Source organism: Amycolatopsis benzoatilytica AK 16/65 (assembly GCF_000383915.1).
GTDB classification, from domain to species: Bacteria; Actinomycetota; Actinomycetes; order Mycobacteriales; family Pseudonocardiaceae; genus Amycolatopsis; species Amycolatopsis benzoatilytica.
In genome coordinates, this window is sequence record NZ_KB912942.1 from 5,259,899 (window position 1) to 5,279,564 (window position 19,666).

The window sequence follows — 19,666 nt, forward strand, 5'->3', positions numbered from 1 at the left end:
TGTCAGGCGTCGAAGTCGACCGTCACCCGCTCCGAAACCGGGTGCGACTGGCAGGTCAGCACGAACCCGGCGTCCACTTCGGACTTTTCCAGCGCGAAGTTGCGGCGCATGTCCACCGATCCTTCGGTGACCTTCGCTCGGCAAGTGCCGCACACGCCGCCCTTGCACGCGAACGGCAGGTCCGGCCGGAACCGCTGGGCGCCGTCCAGCACGGACGAATCGCGGGGCAGGTTCATCGTCGTGGAGCGGCTGTCGAGGACCAGCGTCACTTCCGAGGACGCTCCGGCGATCGCCGGGTCTACGTGCTTGACCGGCTCCGGCGGCACCTCGTCCACGTAGAACAGTTCCTGGTGGACCCGTTCCGCCGGGACGCCCAGCGATCCCAGGAGTTCCTGTGCGGAAGTGACCATGCCGAACGGGCCGCACAGCCAGAAGTGGTCTGCCTCCTCGACCGGCACGATCGACCCGAACAGCGCACCCAGCTTGTCCGCGTCGAGGCGGCCGGTGAACAGCTCCGCTTCGCGCGGTTCGCGGGACAGGACGTGCACGAGTTCCAGGCGCGCCGGGTAGCGGTCCTTCAGGTCGGCCAGATCGTCGGCGAACATCACGGTGTCGGTGCGGCGGTTGCCGTACAGCACGGTCACCGTCGCGTCCGGCGTGGCCAGCAGCGAGGCCGCGATGGAGAGCACCGGGGTGATGCCGGAACCGGCGGCGATCAGCACGTGGTGGCCGCCCGCGGCCAGGTCCGGGGTGAACGAGCCGGTCGGCGCCGAGACCTCGACGGTGTCGCCCGGGCGGACCTCGTTGACCAGCCAGGTCGAGAAAACGCCCTCCGGGACCAACCGCACGCCGACGCGCGGCCGCTCCCCCGCCGGGGCGCAGATGGAGTACGAACGGCGCTCGTCGCGGCCGTCCACCATGCGGCGCAGGGTGAGCGACTGCCCGGGCGCGAAGGCGTAGGTTCCGGCGAGCTCTTCCGGCACGTCGAAGGTGACGGCGACGGCGTCGTCGCAGAGCCGTTCGACGTCGGCCACCCGCAGCGGGTGGAACCCGGTGCGGCGGGAAACGGTGGCGGTCACTCAGATCTCCTTGACGTGTTCGAACGGCTCCCAGCAAGACCGGCAGCGCCGCAACGCTTTGCACGCGGTCGCGCTGAACCGGGACTGCTCTTCGGTGTCGAGCGAGCCGCAGCGCGGGCACGCGACCCGGCGCACGGAAGGCCCCAGCGTCAACGGAATCGGCCCGGACCGGCGCGGCGCGGCTCCCGGCGGCGCGATCCCGGCTTCGGCGAGCTTGCGGCGGCCGTTCTCGCTGATCCAGTCCGACGTCCACGCCGGCTCCAGCACGGTGCGGATGTCGATGTCGGTGTAGCCCGCGCCGCGCAACGCGTGCTCCAGGTCGTCGCGCATGGTGTCCATCGCCGGGCAGCCGGTGTAGGTCGGGGTGATCGACACCGTCACCCGGCCGTCCTTTTCGGACACTTCGCGCAGCACGCCCAGATCCGCGAGCGTCAGCATCGGCAGCTCGGGATCGGTGACGGTGGACGCCACCGCGATCGCGGTGGCGGACGCCGCCTCCGCGGGAGGACGCACGCCGGCGGTCACCAGGTCGCTCCCGGCATCGCGCGCGCCACGCTCTGCAGCTCGGCCAGCAGGAAGCCCATCTGCTCGGTGTGCACACCGTCGCGCCCGGTCCGCCCGGACACCCCGGCGACCGTGCCGGTTTCCGGCCGGGACAGCGTCGCCGCGGCCACGGCCCGGTCCACGATCTCGTCGAACTCCGGCCGCAGCGAAGCAGCGTCGACCAGCTCGTCCGGATGCGTCGTGAACAGTTCCGCCACGTACGGCCACACCGCGGCCAGGCCCTCCGCCATCCGCTCGTGCGACAGCGGAGTCCCGTCGCCGAGCCGCACCAGCCACTGCGCCGAGTAGTCGCGGTGGTAGGCCAGTTCTTTCACGCCCTTGGCCGCGATCGCCGCCAGCACCGGGTCCGCGCTGGACTCCAGCCGCTGGAACAGCGCGAGCCGCCAGGTCGAGAACACGAACAGCCGCGCGATCAGGTGGCCGAAGTGGCCGCCGCCCAGCTCCGCCAGCCGCACGTTCCGGAACTCGTTCTCCGCGCGCAGGAATGCGAGGGTGTCCTCGGACCGGCCGGTGCCGTCGGCCTTGCCGGCGCGGGCCAGCAGCAGCCGGGCCTGGCCGAGCAGGTCGAGGGCGATGTTCGCGATCGCGACCTCGTCTTCCAGCTCGGGCGCGCCCGCGACCCATTCCTGCAGCCGGTGCGAGAAAATCAGCGCGTCGTCGCCGAGCATCAGGCAGTACGCGGCCAGCCGCGCACTGTCCACTCCGGACGGCACCGAAGTGTCCACGCCGGACAGCGGATCGGCGAAGCCGGTGCCGAACGCCCACCGCGAGTCGTTCTCTTCGGTGATGGATTCGTAGACGTTGTCAAAGGACACAGCAGGACATCCCTTACATGTGCGGAACGTTGTCGGGAATGTCGTAGAACGTCGGGTGCCGGTACACCTTGTCCCCGCTGGGCGCGAAGAACGGGTCCTTCTCGTCCGGCGACGACGCGGTGATGTCCGAGGCGCGCACCACCCAGATCGAGACGCCCTCGTTGCGGCGGGTGTAGAGATCGCGGGCGTGGTGCAGCGCCATCTCGTCGTCCGCCGCGTGCAGCGAACCCACGTGCACGTGGTTCAGCCCGCGCTTCCCGCGGACGAACACCTCGTACAGCGGCCAGTCGTGCTTCATCAGGAACCCTTCTTCGCAGCATGTGCGGCAGCGGCCTCGCGAACCCAGGCCCCGTCTTCGTGCGCCTTGCGCCGGTGCGCGATCCGCTGCGCGTTGCACGGACCGTTGCCCTTGAGCACGTTCTTGAACTCGTCCCAGTCGACCGCGCCGAAGTCGTAGTGCTCCCGCTCGGCGTTCCATTTCAGGTCCGGGTCCGGGAAGGTGACCCCGAGGGCTTTCGCCTGCGGCACCGACATGTCGACGAATCGCTGGCGCAGCTCGTCGTTGGTGTGCCGCTTGACCTTCCACGCCATCGACTGCGCGGTGTTCGGCGAATCCGCGTCCGGCGGCCCGAACATCATCAGCGAGGGCCACCACCAGCGGTTCACCGCCTCCTGCACCATGTCCCGCTGCTGCTCGGTGCCGCGCATCATGGTCATCAGCAGCTCGTAGCCCTGCCGCTGATGGAACGACTCCTCCTTGCAGATCCGGATCATCGCCCGCGCGTAGGGCCCGTACGACGAGCGGCACAGCGGCACCTGGTTGCAGATCGCCGCGCCGTCCACCAGCCAGCCGATCACGCCGACGTCGGCGAAGGTCAGCGTCGGGTAGTTGAAGATCGACGAGTACTTCTGCTTACCGGTGATGAGCTTGTCGGTCAGGTCCGCGCGGTCCGCGCCGAGCGTCGCCGCCGCGGAGTACAGGTACAACCCGTGGCCGGCCTCGTCCTGCACCTTCGCGAGCAGGATCGCCTTGCGCCGCAACGACGGCGCGCGGGTGATCCAGTTGCCCTCCGGCTGCATCCCGATGATCTCCGAGTGCGCGTGCTGCGCGATCTGCCGGATCATCGTCTTGCGATAGCCCTCGGGCACCCAGTCTCGCGGCTCGATCCGCTGGTCGCGCTCGATGGTGTGCTCGAACAGGGCTTCCAGGTCCGGTTCCGCTACCGCAGTCACGGCTGCTCCTTCGAGACGAGGGTGAGCACGTCGTACTTCGCCACCGAGTCGCCGTCGGCGTTCGTGACGTCGGCGTCCCAGCGGACTTCGCCGTACTCCTGGTCGATCCGCGGCGTGATCTGCTTGGCGGTCAAGGTGACGGTCAGCGCGTCGCCCGCCTTGACCGGCGTCAGGAACCGCAGGTTCTCCAAGCCGTAGTTGGCCAGCACCGGCCCCGGCTCGGGCGAGACGAACAGGCCCGCGGCGAACGAGAGCACCAGATAGCCGTGCGCCACAATGCCGCCGAACAGCGGGTTCGCCGCCGCAGCGGCCTCGTCGGTGTGCGCGTAGAAGGTGTCGCCGGTGAACTCGGCGAAGTGGTCGATGTCGGCGCGCGTGACAGTGCGCGGACCGGCCACCACGGTGTCGCCGATGTTCAGCTCTGCCAGCGACTTCCGGAACGGGTGCTCGCCTTCGACGCGCGGACCGCCTTCGACCCACCGGCCGGTGACCGCACCGAGCACCTTCGGGCTGCCCTGCACGGCGGTGCGCTGCATGTGGTGCAGCACGCCGCGGATACCGCCCATTTCCTCGCCGCCGCCCGCGCGGCCAGGCCCGCCGTGCACCAGCTGCGGCATCGGCGAACCGTGCCCGGTGGATTCCTTCGCGTCGTCGCTGTCGAGCACGAGCAGCCGGCCGTGGTACGGCGCGACGCCCAGCACGATCTCGCGGGCGAACACCGGGTCGCCGGTCACCACGGACCCGGCCAGGCTGCCGCCGCCGCGCGCCGCGAACTCGATGACCTGCTTGACCGACGTGTACGGCATCAGCGTGGACACCGGGCCGAACGCCTCGACCTCGTGCGGCTCCGCGCGCTCTGGATCGGCCTTGAGCAGCACCGGAGAGAGGAACGCCCCGGTCGCCGCGTCACCGTCCACGACATCGACGTGTTCCGGGTCGCCGAAGACGATGCTGCCCGCGTCGAGCAGTGCCTTGAGCGAACGGCGTACCTCTTCGCGCTGTTCCAGACTGGCCAGCGCGCCCATCCGGACGCCCTCCGCGTTCGGATTGCCGACAGTTACTTTCGCGAGCCGGGCGCTCGCCGCCTCGGCGACGTCGTCCAGCATCTCGGCCGGCACGAACGCGCGGCGGATGGCGGTGCACTTCTGGCCCGCCTTCACCGTCATCTCGGTGACCAGCTGCTTGACGAACAGGTCGAACTCCGGCGTCGACGGCCGGGCGTCCGGGGCGAGGATCGAGCAGTTCAGCGAGTCGGCCTCGGCGTTGAATCGCACCGAGTTCCGCACGATCGCCGGGTGCGCGCGCAGCTTCTGCGCGGTGGACGCAGAACCGGTGAACGACACCAGGTCCTGCGCGGTCACGTGGTCCAGCAGGTCTCCGACGCTGCCCGCGACGAACTGCACCGTGCCCTCGGGCAGGATGCCGGATTCGACGATCAGCTCCACGAGCCGCGCGGTCAGGTACGCGGTCTGGCTGGCCGGTTTGATCAGGCTGGGCACGCCGGCGAGGAACGCGGGCGCGAACTTCTCCAGCGGACCCCACACCGGGAAGTTGAAGGCGTTGATCTGGATCGCGACGCCGTGCAGCGGCGTGGCGATGTGCTGCGCCACGAATGTGCCGCCCCGGCTCAGCGGCTCGACCGCACCGTCTACGTACACGGTGTCGTTCGGCAGCTCGCGCTTGCCCTTCGAGCCGTAGCTGAACAGCACGCCGATGCCGCCGTCGATGTCGAACTTCGAATCGCCGAGCGTCGCACCCGTGCGCGCCGACAGTGCGTACAGCTCTTCACGGTGCTCACGCAGGTACGAAGCGAGCGACTTCAGCAGAGCAGCACGCTGATGGAACGTCAGCTTGCGCAGCGCGGGACCGCCGACCGTGCGGCCGTACTCGAGCGCACCGGCGAAATCGACTCCCTCCGAGGAAATCCGGGCCACTTCCTCCCCGGTAGCCGCGTCGTGCAGCGGAACACCCTCGCCAGGCGCCGTGTGCCATCCCCCGGAGACGTAGCTGCGGAGCAGAACCATGCCGACCCTCTCGCCGAATTACCAACCGGACGTTCAGTAATTCGCAGGATAGCTGCTCGCCGCACTGATCGGAACCCCCGCACTGCTTGACACTGCCGAAGACGCCGCCTTTACTGGGCCCAGCGACAATTACCGGCCGTTCGGTCAGTAAGTAACCAGCTTCGGAGGACGGTCGGCCGTGACCCGCAATGCCGCGCACACCATGTTCGACGCCGATGAAGCGTCCCGTGCGCTCGGCATAGAACTGGTCGAAGCGGCGGGCGGGCGAGCGGTGGCCACCATGAAGGTCACCGAGACGATGGTCAACGGCCACGACATCGCCCACGGCGGGTACGTCTTCCTGCTCGCCGACACCACGTTCGCCCTCGCCTGCAACACGCACGGGCCGGTCACCGTCGCCGCCGGCGCGGAGATCTCCTTCGTCGCGGCGGGCAAGCTGGGCGATCACCTCGTCGCGACGGCCGTCGAGCGCACCCGCTACGGCCGCAACGGCATCTACGACGTCACCGTGCACCGGGAAACCCCCGGCGGGCCCGAGGTCGTCGCCGAATTCCGCGGCCGCAGCCGCGTCATCGAGAAGACCCGGGAACCACAGTGACTGCCGAGACGTCCGAGACCGCCCAGACCGCAGATTCCGCCGAAACCCTCAGCGCCGACGAGCTGGCCGCGCTCCAGCTGGAACGGCTGCAGTGGACACTGCGACACGCGTACGAGAACGTCGCTGTCTACCGCAAGAAGTTCGACGACGCCGGCGTGCACCCGGACGACTGCCGCGAGCTGGCCGACCTGGCGAAGTTCCCCTTCACCACCAAGGCCGACCTGCGCGACAACTACCCGTTCGGCATGTTCGCGGTCCCGCAGGACCAGGTACGCCGGCTGCACGCCTCCAGCGGCACCACCGGGAAGCCGACCGTCGTCGGCTACACCGAACAGGACCTGGACACCTGGGCGACGGTGATGGCGCGGTCGATCCGCGCGGCCGGCGGCCGGCCCGGGCACAAGCTGCACAACGCCTACGGGTACGGCCTGTTCACCGGCGGCCTCGGCGCGCACTACGGCGCGGAAAAGCTGGGCTGCACCGTGATTCCGGCCTCCGGCGGGATGACCGCCCGGCAGGTCCAGCTGATCACCGACTTCAAGCCGGAGATCATCATGATCACCCCGTCGTACATGCTGACGCTGCTGGACGAGTTCGAGCGTCAGGGCGTGGACCCGCGGGCGAGTTCGCTGCGGGTCGGCATCTTCGGCGCGGAGCCGTGGACCGAGCAGATGCGCACGGAGATCGAGGACCGGTTCGGACTGGACGCGGTGGACATCTACGGCTTGTCCGAGGTGATGGGCCCGGGCGTCGCGCAGGAATGCGTGGAAACCAAGGACGGCCTGCACATCTGGGAGGACCATTTCTTCCCCGAGGTGATCGACCCGTTCACCGAGCAGGTGCTGCCCGCGGGCGAGTCCGGCGAACTGCTGTTCACGTCGCTGACCAAGCAAGCGCTGCCGATCATCCGCTACCGCACCCGCGACCTGACCCGGCTGCTGCCGGGCACCGCGCGGCCGGCGTTCCGGCGGATGGAGAAGGTGACCGGCCGCAGCGACGACCTGATCATCCTGCGCGGGGTGAACGTCTTCCCGACCCAGATCGAGGAGATCGTGCTGCGGACCGCCGGGCTGAGCCCGCACTTCCAGCTGGTCCGCTCCACCCGGGGACGGCTGGACCACCTCACCGTCCGGGTCGAAGCCCGTCCGGACGCGTCCGCGGACGCCCGGACGCTCGCCGCCTCGGTGCTGGCCACCGGAGTGAAGGACGGCGTCGGCGTGACCGTGTCGGTGGAGGTCGTGGACCCGGACACGCTGGAGCGCTCGGTCGGCAAGATGCGCCGGGTGCTGGACCAGCGCTCGTGACCGCACCCGCCCGCCGCGGCCGTCCCGGCTACGACCTGGAGTCGCTGCTGCAGGTCGCCGTCGAGCTGTTCAACGAACGCGGCTACGACGGGACCAGCATGGAGGACCTGTCGCGCAAGCTCGGCATCACGAAATCCGCGATCTACCACCACGTGCCGAGCAAGGAGGAACTGCTGCGGCTGGCGGTGGACCGGGCGCTGGACGGGCTGTTCGAGGTCGCGGACCGGACCGAGGCGCTGGACGGCCGCGCGATCGACCGACTGGAGCATCTGGTGCGCGGCAGCGTGCTGGTCCTCGCGGACCGGCTGCCGTTCGTGACGCTGCTGCTTCGGGTGCGGGGCAACACGAAGGCCGAACGAGCGGCGCTGGCCCGGCGGCGCGAGTTCGACCGGCTGGTGACGGATCTGGTGAAGCAGGCGGAGGTAGAAGGCGACGTCCGGCCGGACCTCGACCCGGCGGTCGCCGCGCGCCTGCTGTTCGGCACGGTGAACTCGCTCATCGAGTGGTACCGGCCGAGGCGCGGGTCCTCGCCGGAGGAACTCGCGGACGCGGTGTGCAAGATGGCGTTCGACGGGTTGCGCGCCTGAGTTTTACCGGCTGCGGCCCCGCGGTTGCCTGCCGAGTCAGTCGCGGGGTTGCCGGAGGCCGTCCGAACGGGCTTTCACGGCAATGGACTGCAGGGCGGACAGGTGCTCGGCCAGGGTGTCGCGGCCGCTGTCGGTCAGGTTGAGCCAGGTGCGCGGCCGCTTGCCCACGTAGCCCTTGCGGACGTCGACGTAGTCGTTTCGGGAAAGGGTGGAGATCTGTTTGGACAGCGCGGAATCGGAGAGCTGCACCGAGTCGCGCACGAACCCGAACTCCGCCCATTCCGCGGCGGAGAGCAGCGCCACGATCGCCAGTCTCGTCGGGTCCAACAGGAGCTGGTCGAGCTCGGCCACCACTCAGTCCTTGTCTTGCCGGCGAAGCAGCCACAGCTGGAACCTGGGGCCGAGAAAGATGATATAGAGCCCGGCTAAGACGCCGTAGCAGATGGTGCCGTGCGGGATGTGGAGCAGCGGGATGGCAACGCCCGCGACGATCGACAGGCCCACGATAGGGGCGAGGCGCCACCCGGTGGGAGGCAGAGCCCGGCTCGACACCGCGACCGGCTGGCCGAGCAGGCTGCTTCCGATCCTGGTGCGCAGCAGGACGACCAGCAGCAATCCGACGGCCAGCACGACCCAGGTCAGCCAGGACCGCGTCGCGGGGAACAGGTCGATGGCCACCGTGTAGCCGACCACGACCAGACCGGCGACGATCGAGTTCCACCGGCTGCCCAGCGCGGACGCGACCACCCGCTGCCTGCTCTCGTTTGCACTGCGCAGCGCCGCCGCCGCCTCTTCCGGCGTCGGCGTGTTCATCGGTTCGCTCACAGCTGCCACTCCTTCGCGCCGGACGCCCCTCAGGCAAGTAGTTGCCTGATAAGAAAGTAACTTGTACTTTCCGCTTAGGCAAGTACGTTCCTGTGCGGCTGATCTTCCGCGTCGGCCGGCGGCCAGTGCCCGGGCAGCGCTTCGGGACGAGTCTCGGGCCGGACTCACCTCCGGTCCCGCTGCGCGGGCATGGTCGCCACGAAGCCCGTGCTGCGCCCCAGATCGTCCAGCAGCCAGCCCATTCGCTTCACCGTCCGCAGAATCAGCGCGGAATCGAGCACCGACAGCGGAGCCAGGCCCTGTTCCAGGTGTTCCTGCATCCGCATCGACTCCTCGATCGACCGCATCCACGTCGTCACCAGAAGATTGGCCGGACCGGGCAGGCTCGCCACCTGGCGCAGCGCCGGGTTGGCGCGCAGCCGGTCCACGCAGGTGGACACGTGCGCTACCGGGACCTGGCACCACCAGTTCACGACGATCGGCGACGGGGTGAGGCCCTGCGCGATCTCGCAGCGGAAGGTCAGCGCGTCCGCGCTGAGCAGGTGGCCGAGCTGACGGCGGACCGTCGACACCGGCCGCCCGGTGATGCGCGCCAGGTCTGCGGCGCTGCGACGGCCGTCTTCGCCGAGCGCGATGGTCAGCGGCGCGTACGGCTCCTTCCACGGTTCGACCGCGGCAGGCCGGCCACTGCCGGCTGGAGGCAGCTGAGACACCGCCTGCACCCGGGTCCGGTCCAGCGCGCCCACCCGCCACGAACTGCCTTCGACGTGCAGCCGAGACGCCAGGTGCGACCGGGTGTTGAGCACCCCGGGCAGGCTCGGAATCGCGTCCAGCAGCAGCGTGGACAGGTCGCGCATGCCAAGTCCGAACACGGTCAGCACCAGGCTGTACTCGCGCGAAGCCTCCTCGATGCTGGCGACTGACGGCCACGTGCGCAGTTCCCGGATCAGGTCCCGGACCTGGCCGCTGGCGCAGCGGATCTCCACATACGCGGCTTGGATCTGGGGCAGCGCCGAGACGTGCGGGTACGCGGTCACCCAGGCCGCGCCGCCCTCGCGCAGCCGTTCCCATCGCCGGGCGAGGGTGACCGGCGACGAGCTGAGCGCGTCGGCCAGGTGAGCCCAGCTGGCGCGGGGCCGCAGCTGCAGCGCGTGGATGAGCGAAAAATCCTCCTCTTCGAGGGTTTCGAGCACGTTTTCTTCTCCAACCAGCTGATCAACAAGCGATTCCGGCGATTTTAGCCCGAGATCAGCCCTAAATTCGCACACTCGACCACCAAGACGCCCGTTCCCCGACGAAGAGGAGCCGAGCCGGTGGACCTCCACGACGACGCCCGCAGCCAGCAGGACGATCTGGCCCAGTTGCGCCGCGAACTGCACCGCGAACCCGAGATCGGCCTGGACCTGCCCCGTACCCAGGAACGCGTGCTGCGCGAACTCGACGGGCTCGGGCTGGAGATCTCCACCGGAACCGGTACGACGTCGGTGACCGCGGTGCTTCGCGGCGAAGGCCCGGCGCGCGATTCCGCTCAGCCGCGCACGGTCTTGTTGCGGGCAGACATGGACGCGCTTCCGGTCCAGGAGGCGACCGGGCTCGACTTCGCCGCCACCAACGGCGCGATGCACGCGTGCGGCCACGATTTGCACACCACGTCGCTGATCGGCGCGGCTCGGCTGCTGCGCACTCACCGCGACCGGCTCAACGGCGACGTCGTGCTGATGTTCCAGCCCGGGGAAGAAGGTTGGGACGGCGCAGGAGTGATGCTGCAGGAAGGCGTGCTCGACGCCGCGGGCCAGCGGGCCGATGCCGCGTACGGACTGCACGTCTTCTCGGCGATGCTGCCCAGCGGCCAGTTCGCCAGCCGCCCCGGCACGCTGATGTCCGCCTCGCACAAGCTGCTCGTGACCGTGCACGGCGAAGGCGGCCACGGCTCGATGCCGCACCGCGCCAAGGACCCGATTTCCGCCGCCGCGGCGATGATCACCGCGCTGCAGACGATGATCACGCGACGGCTGGACATCTTTGACCCGGCAGTGCTGACCGTCGGCGTGATTCGCGGTGGCACCAAACGCAATGTCATCCCGGCGACCGCGGAGTTCGAAGCCACCGTCCGCTGTTTCTCCGACGAGACGGCCGCTCTCCTCGACACGACGATCCGCGAGACGATCGACGGGGTCGCGCGGGCGAACGGCGTGACTGCCGACGTCACGTTCGAGAACGAATATCCCGTGACTGTCACCGATGTCGACGAGACCGCGTTCGGCGCCGAGGTCGTCCGCGAAGCGATCGGCGAGGAGTTCTACACCGAGCTGCCGAACCCGGTGGCCGGCTCCGAAGACTTCTCCCGCGTGCTCGCCGCGGTGCCCGGCACATTCCTCGGCCTCGGCGCACTGCTGCCTGGTCTCGACCCGCAGGCCGCGCCCAACAATCACAGCCCGTACGCCGATTTCGACCCATCGGTGCTCTCCCGCGCCGCCACCGTCTACGCCGAGCTCGCTGTCCGCCGTCTCGACCGCTTCGCCGAAGGAGCCTCCCGATGACCACAAACGTCATCCCGGACCGCCGCCGGACTCTGTTCGGACTCGGTGCCGGCAACGCGATGGAATGGTTCGACTGGAACATCTATGCCACCTTCGCGTCCTTCTTCGCTTCGCAGTTCTTCAACGCGCACAGCGCGGTTTCGGCGTTGCTGAGCACCCTCGCGGTCTTCGCGGTCGGCTTTGCCGCGCGACCGCTCGGCGGCCTGGTCTTCGGCTGGATCTCCGACCGCAAGGGCCGTCAGCTTTCGATGGCGCTGACCGTCGCGATAGCCGCCGGCGGCAGCCTGGTCATCGGGTTCTCCCCCACCTACGGCCAGATCGGCGTCGGCGCGTCGGTGATCCTGGTGGTGGCCCGGCTGGCGCAGGGTCTCGCGCACGGCGGGGAACTGCCTTCGGCGCAGACCTACATCGCCGAGGTCGCCCCGGCGTCCCGGCGCGGGCTGTGGTCGAGCCTGATCTACTTCTCCGGTACCTGCGGCGTGCTCGCCGGGACGCTGATGGGCGCGGTGCTGTCCGGCGTGCTGACGCACGAGCAGATGCTCTCGTTCGGCTGGCGGATCCCGTTCGTGGTCGGCGGGATCTTCGGCTTGTACTCGCTCTACGTGCGGCTGCGGATGCGGGAAACCGGCGTGTTCCTGGCCGAGGCCGGCACCGCGAAGAAGGCGGAAAAGGGCCGGATCTGGCAGGCGATCAAGCAGAACCCGAAGCTGCTCGCCCAGGTGGTCGGGCTGACTGTCGGGGCCACCGTGATCTACTACATGTGGGCCGTCGCCGCGCCGTCGTACGCGATCACGGTGCGCGGGGTGAACCCGACCGGCGCGCTGTGGGCGGGCGTGTTCGCGAACCTGGTCTTCCTGATCGCGTTGCCGCTGTGGGGGATGCTGTCCGACCGCATCGGCCGCAAACCGGTCCTGTTCCTCGCCACCGGCGGTCTGCTCGTACTGAGTTACCCGCTGAACGCGATGGTCGGACACGAGGCGTGGCAGCTGTTCCTGGCGATGTCGATCGCACTGGTCTTCATGGCCGGCTTCTCGTCGGTCGGCCCTGCGGTGTACGCGGAGATCTTCCCGACCCGTATCCGGACTGTCGGCGTGGGCGTCCCGTACTCGATCGCAGTCGCGGCTTTCGGCGGCACGGCACCGTATCTGCAGACGCTGTTCGCCGAGCAGGGGCACCCGACGCTGTTCGTCGCCTACGGCATGGTGCTGGCAGTGATCAGCACGGCGGTGATCTTCACGCTCCCGGAGACGCGCGGGGTGGACCTGCGCTCGGGTGCGAGCACACCTGCCGAAGAACGGGCTGCTGCCTGAGCCGTCCGTGAAGGGCCCCTTGCCGGACTTGGATTCCGGCAAGGGGCCCTTCACGGACCTGCTCCTCGGCAGCGCAGGCAGCTGCCGGCCAGCCGAGTTAGTCGACCGCCCCCGACTGCCACCGCAGCGCCTCCCGCAACTGCCCGATCAGCGCCTCGTCGTCCTCCTCGCTCGGGTCCGCGCCGAGCGGCACCCACTGCTCGGCGACCAGCGTTCCGTCGGCGTAGCTGCTGATCAGGATGCCCTGATAAGACACCCCGGGGCTCTCGTCCACCCGGACGTGCCGGTGCTGCAGCCGCACGCCGACCCAGCGGCCGGGCCGCCGCGGGCAGTGGTCGGTCCCGTTCATCGCGCTCCGCTCGCCCCTGTCCCCCGGCTGTTTGGTCGCGAACCGGGCCTCTGGAGTTACTCGCCGGTTGTTCCGGTTCCGTAACAGCACCCTCTCCCCCGGGCGGCCCGGCGTGTTGACAACCGGCTCGCCCGGCGGCGAGGCTGGCCGGATGAGCGGACCCCGGCGCCGGCTGGACCCCGCCGAGCGCCGGGCGGAAATCCTCGCCGCGGCCCGGCGGTGCTTCGGCGCGGGCAGCTATTCCTCGGTGTCCACTTCGGACATCGCAGCCGCCGCCGGGGTGGCCCGGCCGCTGATCAACCACTACTTCGGCGGCAAGCGCGAGCTGTACCTGGAAGTGGTGCGGCAAATGACGATCGTGCCCGCCCCGGTCGTCGACGCGCTGCCGGACGGGCCGGTCCGGCTGCGCCTGGAAGTCGGCCTGGACCGGTGGATCGACATCGCCGAACGCCACCGCGAAGCCTGGCTGACCGTGCTCGACGCGGCGCACGACCCGGAGGTCGAGCAGATCATGCTGGAGGCGGACGAGATCGCCGCCGACCGGGTGCTCGCCGCCGCGCTGCTCCCGGCGGACGGGCATCCGCAGCTGCGCGCGATGATCCGCGCGTACGGCGGCATGCTGCGCGCCGCGTCGCGCGAATGGCTCGTGCGCGGCGCGCTGGACCGGGACGAACTACGCACGTTCCTGGTGGAAACGCTGGTACAGCTGCTGGAGACCACCTATCCGGCAGTGGTCGCGCAGCGGACTTCCTGAATACGGCGACCCCGCCGTCCCGGTGACCAGCAGGCTGGTGCCGACGAGGAAGCCCGCGAAGACGACCCACCAAGGCGCTTTCCGACCAGCGGCACCGCAAAACCAGCGCCCCGGATCGGCCCGCTGAACGCCCCCGGTGAGCAACGACGGGTCCGCTAACGCTTCCCCTGGGCACGGCGGGCGTACGCGGCCGGTGTGGTTCCGGTCCAGCGCTTGAACGCGTAGATGAAGCTCGATGCCTCGGCATAGCCCAGCCGCAGCGCGACATCGTCGACCGACAGCGCGCCGGTGTCCAGCAGTTCCTCGGCGAGCGTCTGCCGGACTTCGTCGAGCAGCTGCCGGTAGCCGGTGCCCGCCTCGGTCAGCCGGCGTCGCAGCGTCCGGGTGCTGAGGGTGAGCTGACGCGCGATCTCGTCCATCCCGGCGTCCGCGCCGCCGAGCCGCACCAGCCGCTCCCGCACCAGCTGCGGCACGCCGGACCGGGCACGCCGACGGGCGACCAGCGCGTCGCATTGCGCGGCGCACAACGCCACGGTCTGCTCGTTCGCCTGCGGGAGCGGACGATTGAGCAGATCCGGCTCGAATGTCGCGCGGTGCTCGGCCGCGCCGAAAAACGGCACCGTCCCGAAGGCGGTCCGATAAGACTCCACATAGGACGAACCCTGGAAGGTGAATTCCAGTTGCCGCAGCGAGATCCCGGGCAGCAGGTCCTGCATCACGGTGTAGATCGCGGACAGGTCGCGCAGCACGAGGAACCGCGCGACGTCGGCGGGCACCCGGGAATCGTCGAGCACCAGGCCGAGGCCGGCGTCGCTCAGCTCGACGTGCGGAATGCAGAAGGTGAACGACAAGTCCAAGTAGCGCAAGGCGAACACCATCGCGTCGCGCATCGTCGGACTGCTGATGCAGGCGAACCCGAAGATCCCGAACGTCGTTACCCGGTACCGGCAGCCAAGACTCAGCGCGACGTCGTCGCCGGAACCGACCGCCGACAGCAGCGCCCGCACGACAGCCAGTTCCTGGCGCGCGTCGAGCTGCCGGTCCGGCGCACGGAGTTCCGCGACCGGCACGCCCGGCAGCTCCGCTCCGCGCTCCGCGGCGAACTGGTGCATCAGCAGCACGCTCGCGGTGCCGCGCGGATAGTCCCAATCGCGGATCGAAGGCGCGGCCAGCTCGCTCATGGCCGGAATTATGGATCAGGTCGCGGTCGCGGCGCCGCGCGAACGCGGAAAAACTGTCGGTGCTGCCGGTTAGGCTCCCGCCGTGCGCCTTTCCCGCCGCGCCCTCAACCGCGCCACACTCGAGCGTCAGCTGCTGCTGAAGCCGGCCGAGATGCCGGTGCTCGACGCGGTCGCGCATCTCGCCGGGCTGCAGGCGCAGGCACCGTTCCCGCCGTATTACGCCTTGTGGTGCCGGTTGCGGGGATTCCAGCAAGAGGAGTTGTCCAGGCTGCTGCTGGACCGCAGCGTGGTGCGGATGGTGCTGATGCGCGGCACCGTGCACCTGGTGCCCGCCGCGGACGCGCTCGCCTGGCGGCCGCTCGTGCAGATCGTGATGGACCGCGCCCTGACCGCGGTCAACCAGCATCGCGAACCGCTGTCGAAGGTCGACCACGGGGCGGTCGCGAAGACCACCGCCGAGCTGTTGCGCGAACGGCCGCATTCGAGCGACCAGCTGGGCAAAGCGCTCGCCGAGCGGTACCCGGCGGCCCCGGCCGCGTCGCTGATGTTCCTGGCCCGCGCGGTGCTGCCGCTGGTGCAGATCCCGCCCCGCGGGGTGTGGGGCAAGGCCGGGCAGCCGACCTACCAGGTCGCCGACCACTGGCTGGAAGGCGTCGCCGCACCGGATCCTTCGCCGGCCGCCCTGGTCCGCCGCTATCTCGCCGCGTTCGGCCCGGCGACCGTCGCCGACGTCCAGACCTGGGCCGGCGTCACCAAGCTGGCCGAGGTCGTCGAGCGGATGGACCTGCGCACCTACACCGACCCGGACGGCCGCACGCTGTACGACCTGCCGGAGGCCACGCTGCCGGACGAGGACACGCCGGTGCCGCCTCTGCTGCTCGGCCCGTTCGACCAGACGATTCTGTCCTATGCCGACCGCACCCGGGTGGTCACCGACGAGCATCGCAAACGGGTGATCACGGTGAACGGGCTGGTCAAGGGCACGCTGCTGATCGACGGCCACGTACGCGGGAGCTGGGAGACCAGCACCGCCCGGGGAGCGGCGAAGCTGGTGCTGACGCCGTTCGAACGACTCGCGAAGCGTGACGCTGCGGCGCTGGAGAAGGCTGGCCGGAATCTGCTGGCCTGGGCCGAACCGGAGAAGACCCACGAGGTGCGGCTGACGAGCGGGTGAAGGACGCGGACGGACTCCGGCGACCGCGCGAACCGGCCGCACGGAGCCAGCAGGCACGACTGCCCCACGCAGCGGCGCGCCGCTGGATGAGCTGCGGCCGCCAGCCAGATGGCCGGAATTCTCGATCGGCTGGCCGTTCCTGACCTTCCCCGCCGCCGCCCGGCTGCGTAATTTCAGGTCATGAACGACACCGCCAGTACGACGCCGTCCGTGCTGATCGTGGGCACCGGGTTCGGCGGGATCGGTGCCGCGATCGAGCTGAAGCGCGCCGGGTTCGCCGACGTCACCATCCTCGAACGCGCCGCCGAACCGGGCGGGGTGTGGCGGGAGAACACCTACCCCGGCGCGGCCTGCGACGTTCCCTCGCCGCTCTACTCGTTCTCCTTCGAACCCAACCCGGACTGGCCGAAGCGGTACGCGATGCAGCCGGACATCCACGCCTACCTCAAGCGCGTGATCGAGAAGTACGGCATCGGCCCGCACATCCGGTACGGCCGCGAAGTCACCTCCGCCGCATACGCCGACGGTCGCTGGCGCGTCGAGACTGCGCAGGGCGAGACCTTCGTGGCGGACGTCTTCGTGCCCGCGGTCGGGCAGCTGTCCCGGCCCGCGCTGCCCTCGATCCCGGGCCGCGAGAGCTTCGCCGGCACGGCGTTCCACTCCGCCCAGTGGAACCACGATATCCCGTTGGCGGGCAGGAAGATCGCCGTGATCGGCACCGGGGCGAGCGCGATCCAGTTCGTGCCGGAGATCCGGAAGCAGGCCGCGCACGTCACCGTTTTCCAGCGCACGCCGCCGTACATCATGGCCAAGAACGACGGTCGCTACGCGGACTGGCAGAAACGCGTCTTCCGCCGTCTGCCCAAGACGCAATGGCTCGGCCGCGCGCGGATCTTCCTGCTCGCCGAGTACGCGACCTACGCGATGACCCGGCATCCGGTGCTGGCCAAGATCTTCGAGCTGCGCACCGCCCAGCTGCGCCGCCGCCACCTCAAGTCCGCCGCTCTCCGGAAGAAGGTCACCCCGGACTATCCGCTGGGCTGCAAGCGGATCCTGTTCACCAACGACTACCTGCCCGCGCTCGCGCAGCCGAACGTGTCCGTCGAAACGGCCCCGATCAAGGAAATCACCCCGCGCGGGGTGCGCACCGCGGACGGGGTGGAGCACGAAGTCGACGTGCTGATCTACGGCACCGGTTTCAAAGCCACCGAGTTCCTCGGCCCGATGCAGGTGTTCGGCCGCGACGGCCAGCCGCTGTCCGAGGCCTGGCGCGGCGGCGCCCGCGCGTACCTGGGCCTGACGGTGCCCGGCTTCCCGAACCTGTTCTGCATGTACGGCCCGAACACCAACCTCGGCGCCGGTTCGATCATCTACATGATCGAACGCCAAGCCCGGTACCTCCGGCAGGCGGTCGAGCACCTCGCCCGCCCCGGCGTGGCGTCGCTCGAAGTGCGCGCCGAGGTCGAAGAGCGCTACGACCGCGAGGTGCAGGCCCGGCTCGGGCACAGCGTGTGGAGCGGCTGCACCAGCTGGTACCGGCAGGAAAACGGCCGGGTGAGCACCAACTGGCCCGGGCTGGTCGTCGAGTACGACCGCCGGACCCGGGTGCTCGACCCGGCCGACTACGTCATCCGCTCCTGAGCGGCTAGGCCGGAGAGAACCGGCCTAGCCGCTCAGGAGGGTCAGGGAAGGTCCTTCAGCCCCGCGCTGACCGTGTTCGCGAAGCCGTATCCGTTCGACGCGTCCCAGTTGATCGACCAGGTCATCGCGCCGCGCAGGTCCGGATAGGCCGCCGAGGGCTTGAACGAGCCGCAGCCGGAACCCTTGGCCATGCAGTTCATCGCCGACACGACGTTCGACGGCGGCTGGTAACCGCCGCCCGCCGCGGAACCGGACGACGGCAGGCCGAAGGCGACCTGGTCGGCGCGCAGGCCGCCCTGCAGCTGGATGCAGGAGAGCGCGGTGAGGAAGTCGACCGTGCCTTGCGAGTAGACGCTTCCGTTGCAGCCGTTCATCGCGCCCGAGTTGTAGTACTGCATGTTGACGACAGTGAGGATGTCCTTGATGTTCAGCGCCAGCTGGAAGTAGCCGCCCTGGGCGGACTGCATGTCGATGGTCTGCGGTGCCATCGTGATCACCGAACCGCCGCCGGCGTGAATGCCGCGCAGCGCCTGTGCCATGTAGGTGGCGTTGATGCCGTTCTCGAGGTCGATGTCGACGCCGTCGAACCCGTAGGTCGAGATCAGCTGCTTCACCGAGTTGGCGAAGTTGTCCGCCGACGAGCTGTCGCCGACGCTGATCGTGCCCTTCTCGCCGCCGACCGAGATGATCACCTTCTGGCCGCGCGCCTGCACGGTCTTGATGTCCGCGCGGAACTGCGCGTCGGTGTAGCCGCCGAGCTTGGACGACAGGCCCGGATCGAGCGTGAAGCTCACCGCGCCGGGCGTGCTGGTGGCGTCGGCGAAGGCGACCGCGATGACGTTGTAGGTGGTCGGTACGTCCGCCAGTTTCAACGTCTTCGCGCCGTTGTCGAAGTTCTGCCAGTAGCCGGTGAGGATGTGCTTCGGCAGGCCGCTCTCCACCGGCGGCGGCGTGGTCGTGGTCGGCGTCGACGAACTGGCGGACGTGGTGGGAACGGTCGGCGGGGCCGAGGTGGTGGGCGAGGTGGTGGGCGGGGTGCCCGGACCGTCGAGGCTGACGTCGTCGGCGAGGTAGGCGGGCTGGCCGTACCAGCCGTGCAGGTACACGGTCAGGCTGGTGGACGAGCCGGTGGTGAAGCTCAGGCTGAGCTGCTGCCACCCGCTGCCGCCGGGAGTCCACGTGCTCTGCTCGACCGAGCCGGAGACGCCCAGGTAGACGTAGCTGCCCTGGACCCAGGCGGACAGTTTGTACGCGGTGTTCGCCTGCACAGTGACCTGCTGCGAGCACTGTCCGGTGTCGGACGAGGACGGCGCGGCGCTCAGCGAATGGCTGCCGTCGTGCGCCTGGGTGGCGACCACCGAAGCCGTTCCGGTGCAGGTCCAGCCGTCGAGCGAACCGCTCTCGAAGCCGGGGTTGGCGAGGATGTTGGCGGCCGATGCGGTGCCGGAGCCCAGCGAGAGCGTGACGCCGAGCGCCAGCGCTACCGAGGCCAGCAGGGACAACAGCGCAGGCAGGCGCCGTCGGGACGGGTGTGGGGACACGGTCGGACCTCCGCGGGGGCAGTGAGGCAGATCACCTCAAAGTGGACTAGACCAATGCGGAAGTCAAGGAACTTTCGGCGGGCCATCCGCGACCCGCCGGGCGGGCAGCGGCAGAATGCAGACCCAGAGCCACCCGAGACGAAGCAG

Annotated in this window: 20 protein-coding genes; 8 read left to right on the top strand and 12 right to left on the bottom strand. The window is 69.6% G+C overall.

The genetic code is table 11. The features are described 5' to 3' along the window. Nucleotides 1–2: 2 nt before the first annotated feature. Genes paaE through paaZ form a run of 6 tightly spaced genes read right to left on the bottom strand, consistent with a single transcriptional unit; the run spans nt 3 to nt 5,715 of the window. On the bottom strand, nt 3–1,079 hold the full coding sequence (paaE, locus tag AMYBE_RS0124175; RefSeq protein WP_020661973.1) for a 1,2-phenylacetyl-CoA epoxidase subunit PaaE: 1,077 nt from the start codon (nt 1,077–1,079) through the stop codon (nt 3–5). Then, the gene (gene paaD / locus AMYBE_RS0124180) at nt 1,080–1,604 is read right to left on the bottom strand and encodes a 1,2-phenylacetyl-CoA epoxidase subunit PaaD (protein WP_020661974.1); all 525 of its coding nucleotides are present in this window, start codon (nt 1,602–1,604) and stop codon (nt 1,080–1,082) included. Then, nucleotides 1,601–2,458, bottom strand: coding sequence for a 1,2-phenylacetyl-CoA epoxidase subunit PaaC (gene paaC / locus AMYBE_RS0124185; protein ID WP_020661975.1), 858 nt, complete (start codon nt 2,456–2,458; stop codon nt 1,601–1,603). The genes paaD and paaC overlap by 4 nt, the downstream gene beginning before the upstream one ends. Before the next feature lie 13 nt (nt 2,459–2,471). Next, on the bottom strand, nt 2,472–2,756 hold the full coding sequence (gene paaB / locus AMYBE_RS0124190) for a 1,2-phenylacetyl-CoA epoxidase subunit PaaB (protein WP_009073848.1): 285 nt from the start codon (nt 2,754–2,756) through the stop codon (nt 2,472–2,474). Beyond that, nucleotides 2,756–3,691: a 1,2-phenylacetyl-CoA epoxidase subunit PaaA gene (gene paaA / locus AMYBE_RS0124195; RefSeq protein ID WP_020661976.1), complete on the bottom strand. Its 936-nt coding sequence runs from the start codon at nt 3,689–3,691 to the stop codon at nt 2,756–2,758. Before paaA ends, paaB begins: the two co-directional genes overlap by 1 nt. Continuing rightward, nucleotides 3,688–5,715: a phenylacetic acid degradation bifunctional protein PaaZ gene (gene paaZ, locus AMYBE_RS0124200; RefSeq protein WP_020661977.1), complete on the bottom strand. Its 2,028-nt coding sequence runs from the start codon at nt 5,713–5,715 to the stop codon at nt 3,688–3,690. The genes paaA and paaZ overlap by 4 nt, the downstream gene beginning before the upstream one ends. A 202-nt stretch (nt 5,716–5,917) precedes the next feature. Here paaZ and paaI point away from each other — a divergent pair, with 202 nt between their 5' ends. The 3 genes from paaI to AMYBE_RS0124215 are packed head-to-tail and all read left to right on the top strand — an operon-like array spanning nt 5,918 to nt 8,204. Next, complete coding sequence (gene paaI, locus AMYBE_RS0124205; RefSeq protein WP_034289133.1) at nt 5,918–6,313, top strand: hydroxyphenylacetyl-CoA thioesterase PaaI; 396 nt, start codon at nt 5,918–5,920, stop codon at nt 6,311–6,313. Beyond that, nucleotides 6,310–7,617, top strand: a complete 1,308-nt coding sequence (gene paaK, locus AMYBE_RS0124210) for a phenylacetate--CoA ligase PaaK (RefSeq protein WP_020661979.1) — start codon at nt 6,310–6,312, stop codon at nt 7,615–7,617. Before paaI ends, paaK begins: the two co-directional genes overlap by 4 nt. Next, nucleotides 7,614–8,204 carry a TetR/AcrR family transcriptional regulator gene (locus AMYBE_RS0124215; RefSeq protein ID WP_020661980.1) on the top strand — a complete coding sequence of 197 codons (591 nt, stop codon included), beginning with the start codon at nt 7,614–7,616 and terminating at the stop codon, nt 8,202–8,204. Before paaK ends, AMYBE_RS0124215 begins: the two co-directional genes overlap by 4 nt. 36 nt (nt 8,205–8,240) lie before the next feature. Here the strand turns inward: AMYBE_RS0124215 and AMYBE_RS0124220 are convergent, their stop codons facing one another. The 3 genes from AMYBE_RS0124220 to AMYBE_RS0124230 all read right to left on the bottom strand — a co-directional run bounded on the left by AMYBE_RS0124220 (nt 8,241) and on the right by AMYBE_RS0124230 (nt 10,222). Further along, a complete protein-coding gene (locus AMYBE_RS0124220) occupies nt 8,241–8,555 on the bottom strand; it encodes a winged helix-turn-helix domain-containing protein (protein WP_154676286.1) in 315 nt (104 codons plus the stop codon). 3 nt (nt 8,556–8,558) lie between these two features. Then, entirely contained in the window at nt 8,559–9,029 is a 471-nt protein-coding gene (locus AMYBE_RS0124225; protein ID WP_020661982.1) for a hypothetical protein, read from the bottom strand. Between the two features lie 164 nt (nt 9,030–9,193). Further along, nucleotides 9,194–10,222, bottom strand: coding sequence for an Lrp/AsnC family transcriptional regulator (locus AMYBE_RS0124230; protein ID WP_020661983.1), 1,029 nt, complete (start codon nt 10,220–10,222; stop codon nt 9,194–9,196). Nucleotides 10,223–10,342: 120 nt separating this feature from the next. Between AMYBE_RS0124230 and AMYBE_RS0124235 the strand changes: the two genes are divergently transcribed. Together AMYBE_RS0124235 and AMYBE_RS0124240 are read left to right on the top strand one after the other, a co-directional pair. Beyond that, nucleotides 10,343–11,569 (top strand): M20 metallopeptidase family protein, encoded by a 1,227-nt coding sequence (locus AMYBE_RS0124235; protein ID WP_020661984.1) that lies wholly within the window; start codon nt 10,343–10,345, stop codon nt 11,567–11,569. Beyond that, complete coding sequence (locus tag AMYBE_RS0124240; RefSeq protein ID WP_020661985.1) at nt 11,566–12,879, top strand: MFS transporter; 1,314 nt, start codon at nt 11,566–11,568, stop codon at nt 12,877–12,879. Before AMYBE_RS0124235 ends, AMYBE_RS0124240 begins: the two co-directional genes overlap by 4 nt. A 97-nt stretch (nt 12,880–12,976) precedes the next feature. On the opposite strand, the gene AMYBE_RS0124245 is transcribed toward AMYBE_RS0124240, so the two are convergent. Continuing rightward, a complete protein-coding gene (locus AMYBE_RS0124245) occupies nt 12,977–13,228 on the bottom strand; it encodes a hypothetical protein (RefSeq protein WP_020661986.1) in 252 nt (83 codons plus the stop codon). Between the two features lie 151 nt (nt 13,229–13,379). On the opposite strand from AMYBE_RS0124245, the gene AMYBE_RS0124250 reads away from it, so the two are divergent. Beyond that, nucleotides 13,380–13,982, top strand: a complete 603-nt coding sequence (locus tag AMYBE_RS0124250; RefSeq protein ID WP_020661987.1) for a TetR/AcrR family transcriptional regulator — start codon at nt 13,380–13,382, stop codon at nt 13,980–13,982. A gap of 155 nt (nt 13,983–14,137) precedes the next feature. On the opposite strand, the gene AMYBE_RS0124255 is transcribed toward AMYBE_RS0124250, so the two are convergent. Then, complete coding sequence (locus tag AMYBE_RS0124255) at nt 14,138–15,163, bottom strand: AraC family transcriptional regulator (RefSeq protein ID WP_020661988.1); 1,026 nt, start codon at nt 15,161–15,163, stop codon at nt 14,138–14,140. Between the two features lie 82 nt (nt 15,164–15,245). On the opposite strand from AMYBE_RS0124255, the gene AMYBE_RS0124260 reads away from it, so the two are divergent. Together AMYBE_RS0124260 and AMYBE_RS0124265 are read left to right on the top strand one after the other, a co-directional pair. After that, nucleotides 15,246–16,337 carry a winged helix DNA-binding domain-containing protein gene (locus tag AMYBE_RS0124260; RefSeq protein ID WP_020661989.1) on the top strand — a complete coding sequence of 364 codons (1,092 nt, stop codon included), beginning with the start codon at nt 15,246–15,248 and terminating at the stop codon, nt 16,335–16,337. A gap of 180 nt (nt 16,338–16,517) precedes the next feature. Further along, a complete protein-coding gene (locus tag AMYBE_RS0124265) occupies nt 16,518–17,978 on the top strand; it encodes a flavin-containing monooxygenase (protein ID WP_020661990.1) in 1,461 nt (486 codons plus the stop codon). A 41-nt stretch (nt 17,979–18,019) separates the two neighbouring features. On the opposite strand, the gene AMYBE_RS0124270 is transcribed toward AMYBE_RS0124265, so the two are convergent. Further along, on the bottom strand, nt 18,020–19,519 hold the full coding sequence (locus AMYBE_RS0124270) for a chitinase (protein WP_020661991.1): 1,500 nt from the start codon (nt 19,517–19,519) through the stop codon (nt 18,020–18,022). Between the last annotated feature and the right edge of the window lie 147 nt (nt 19,520–19,666).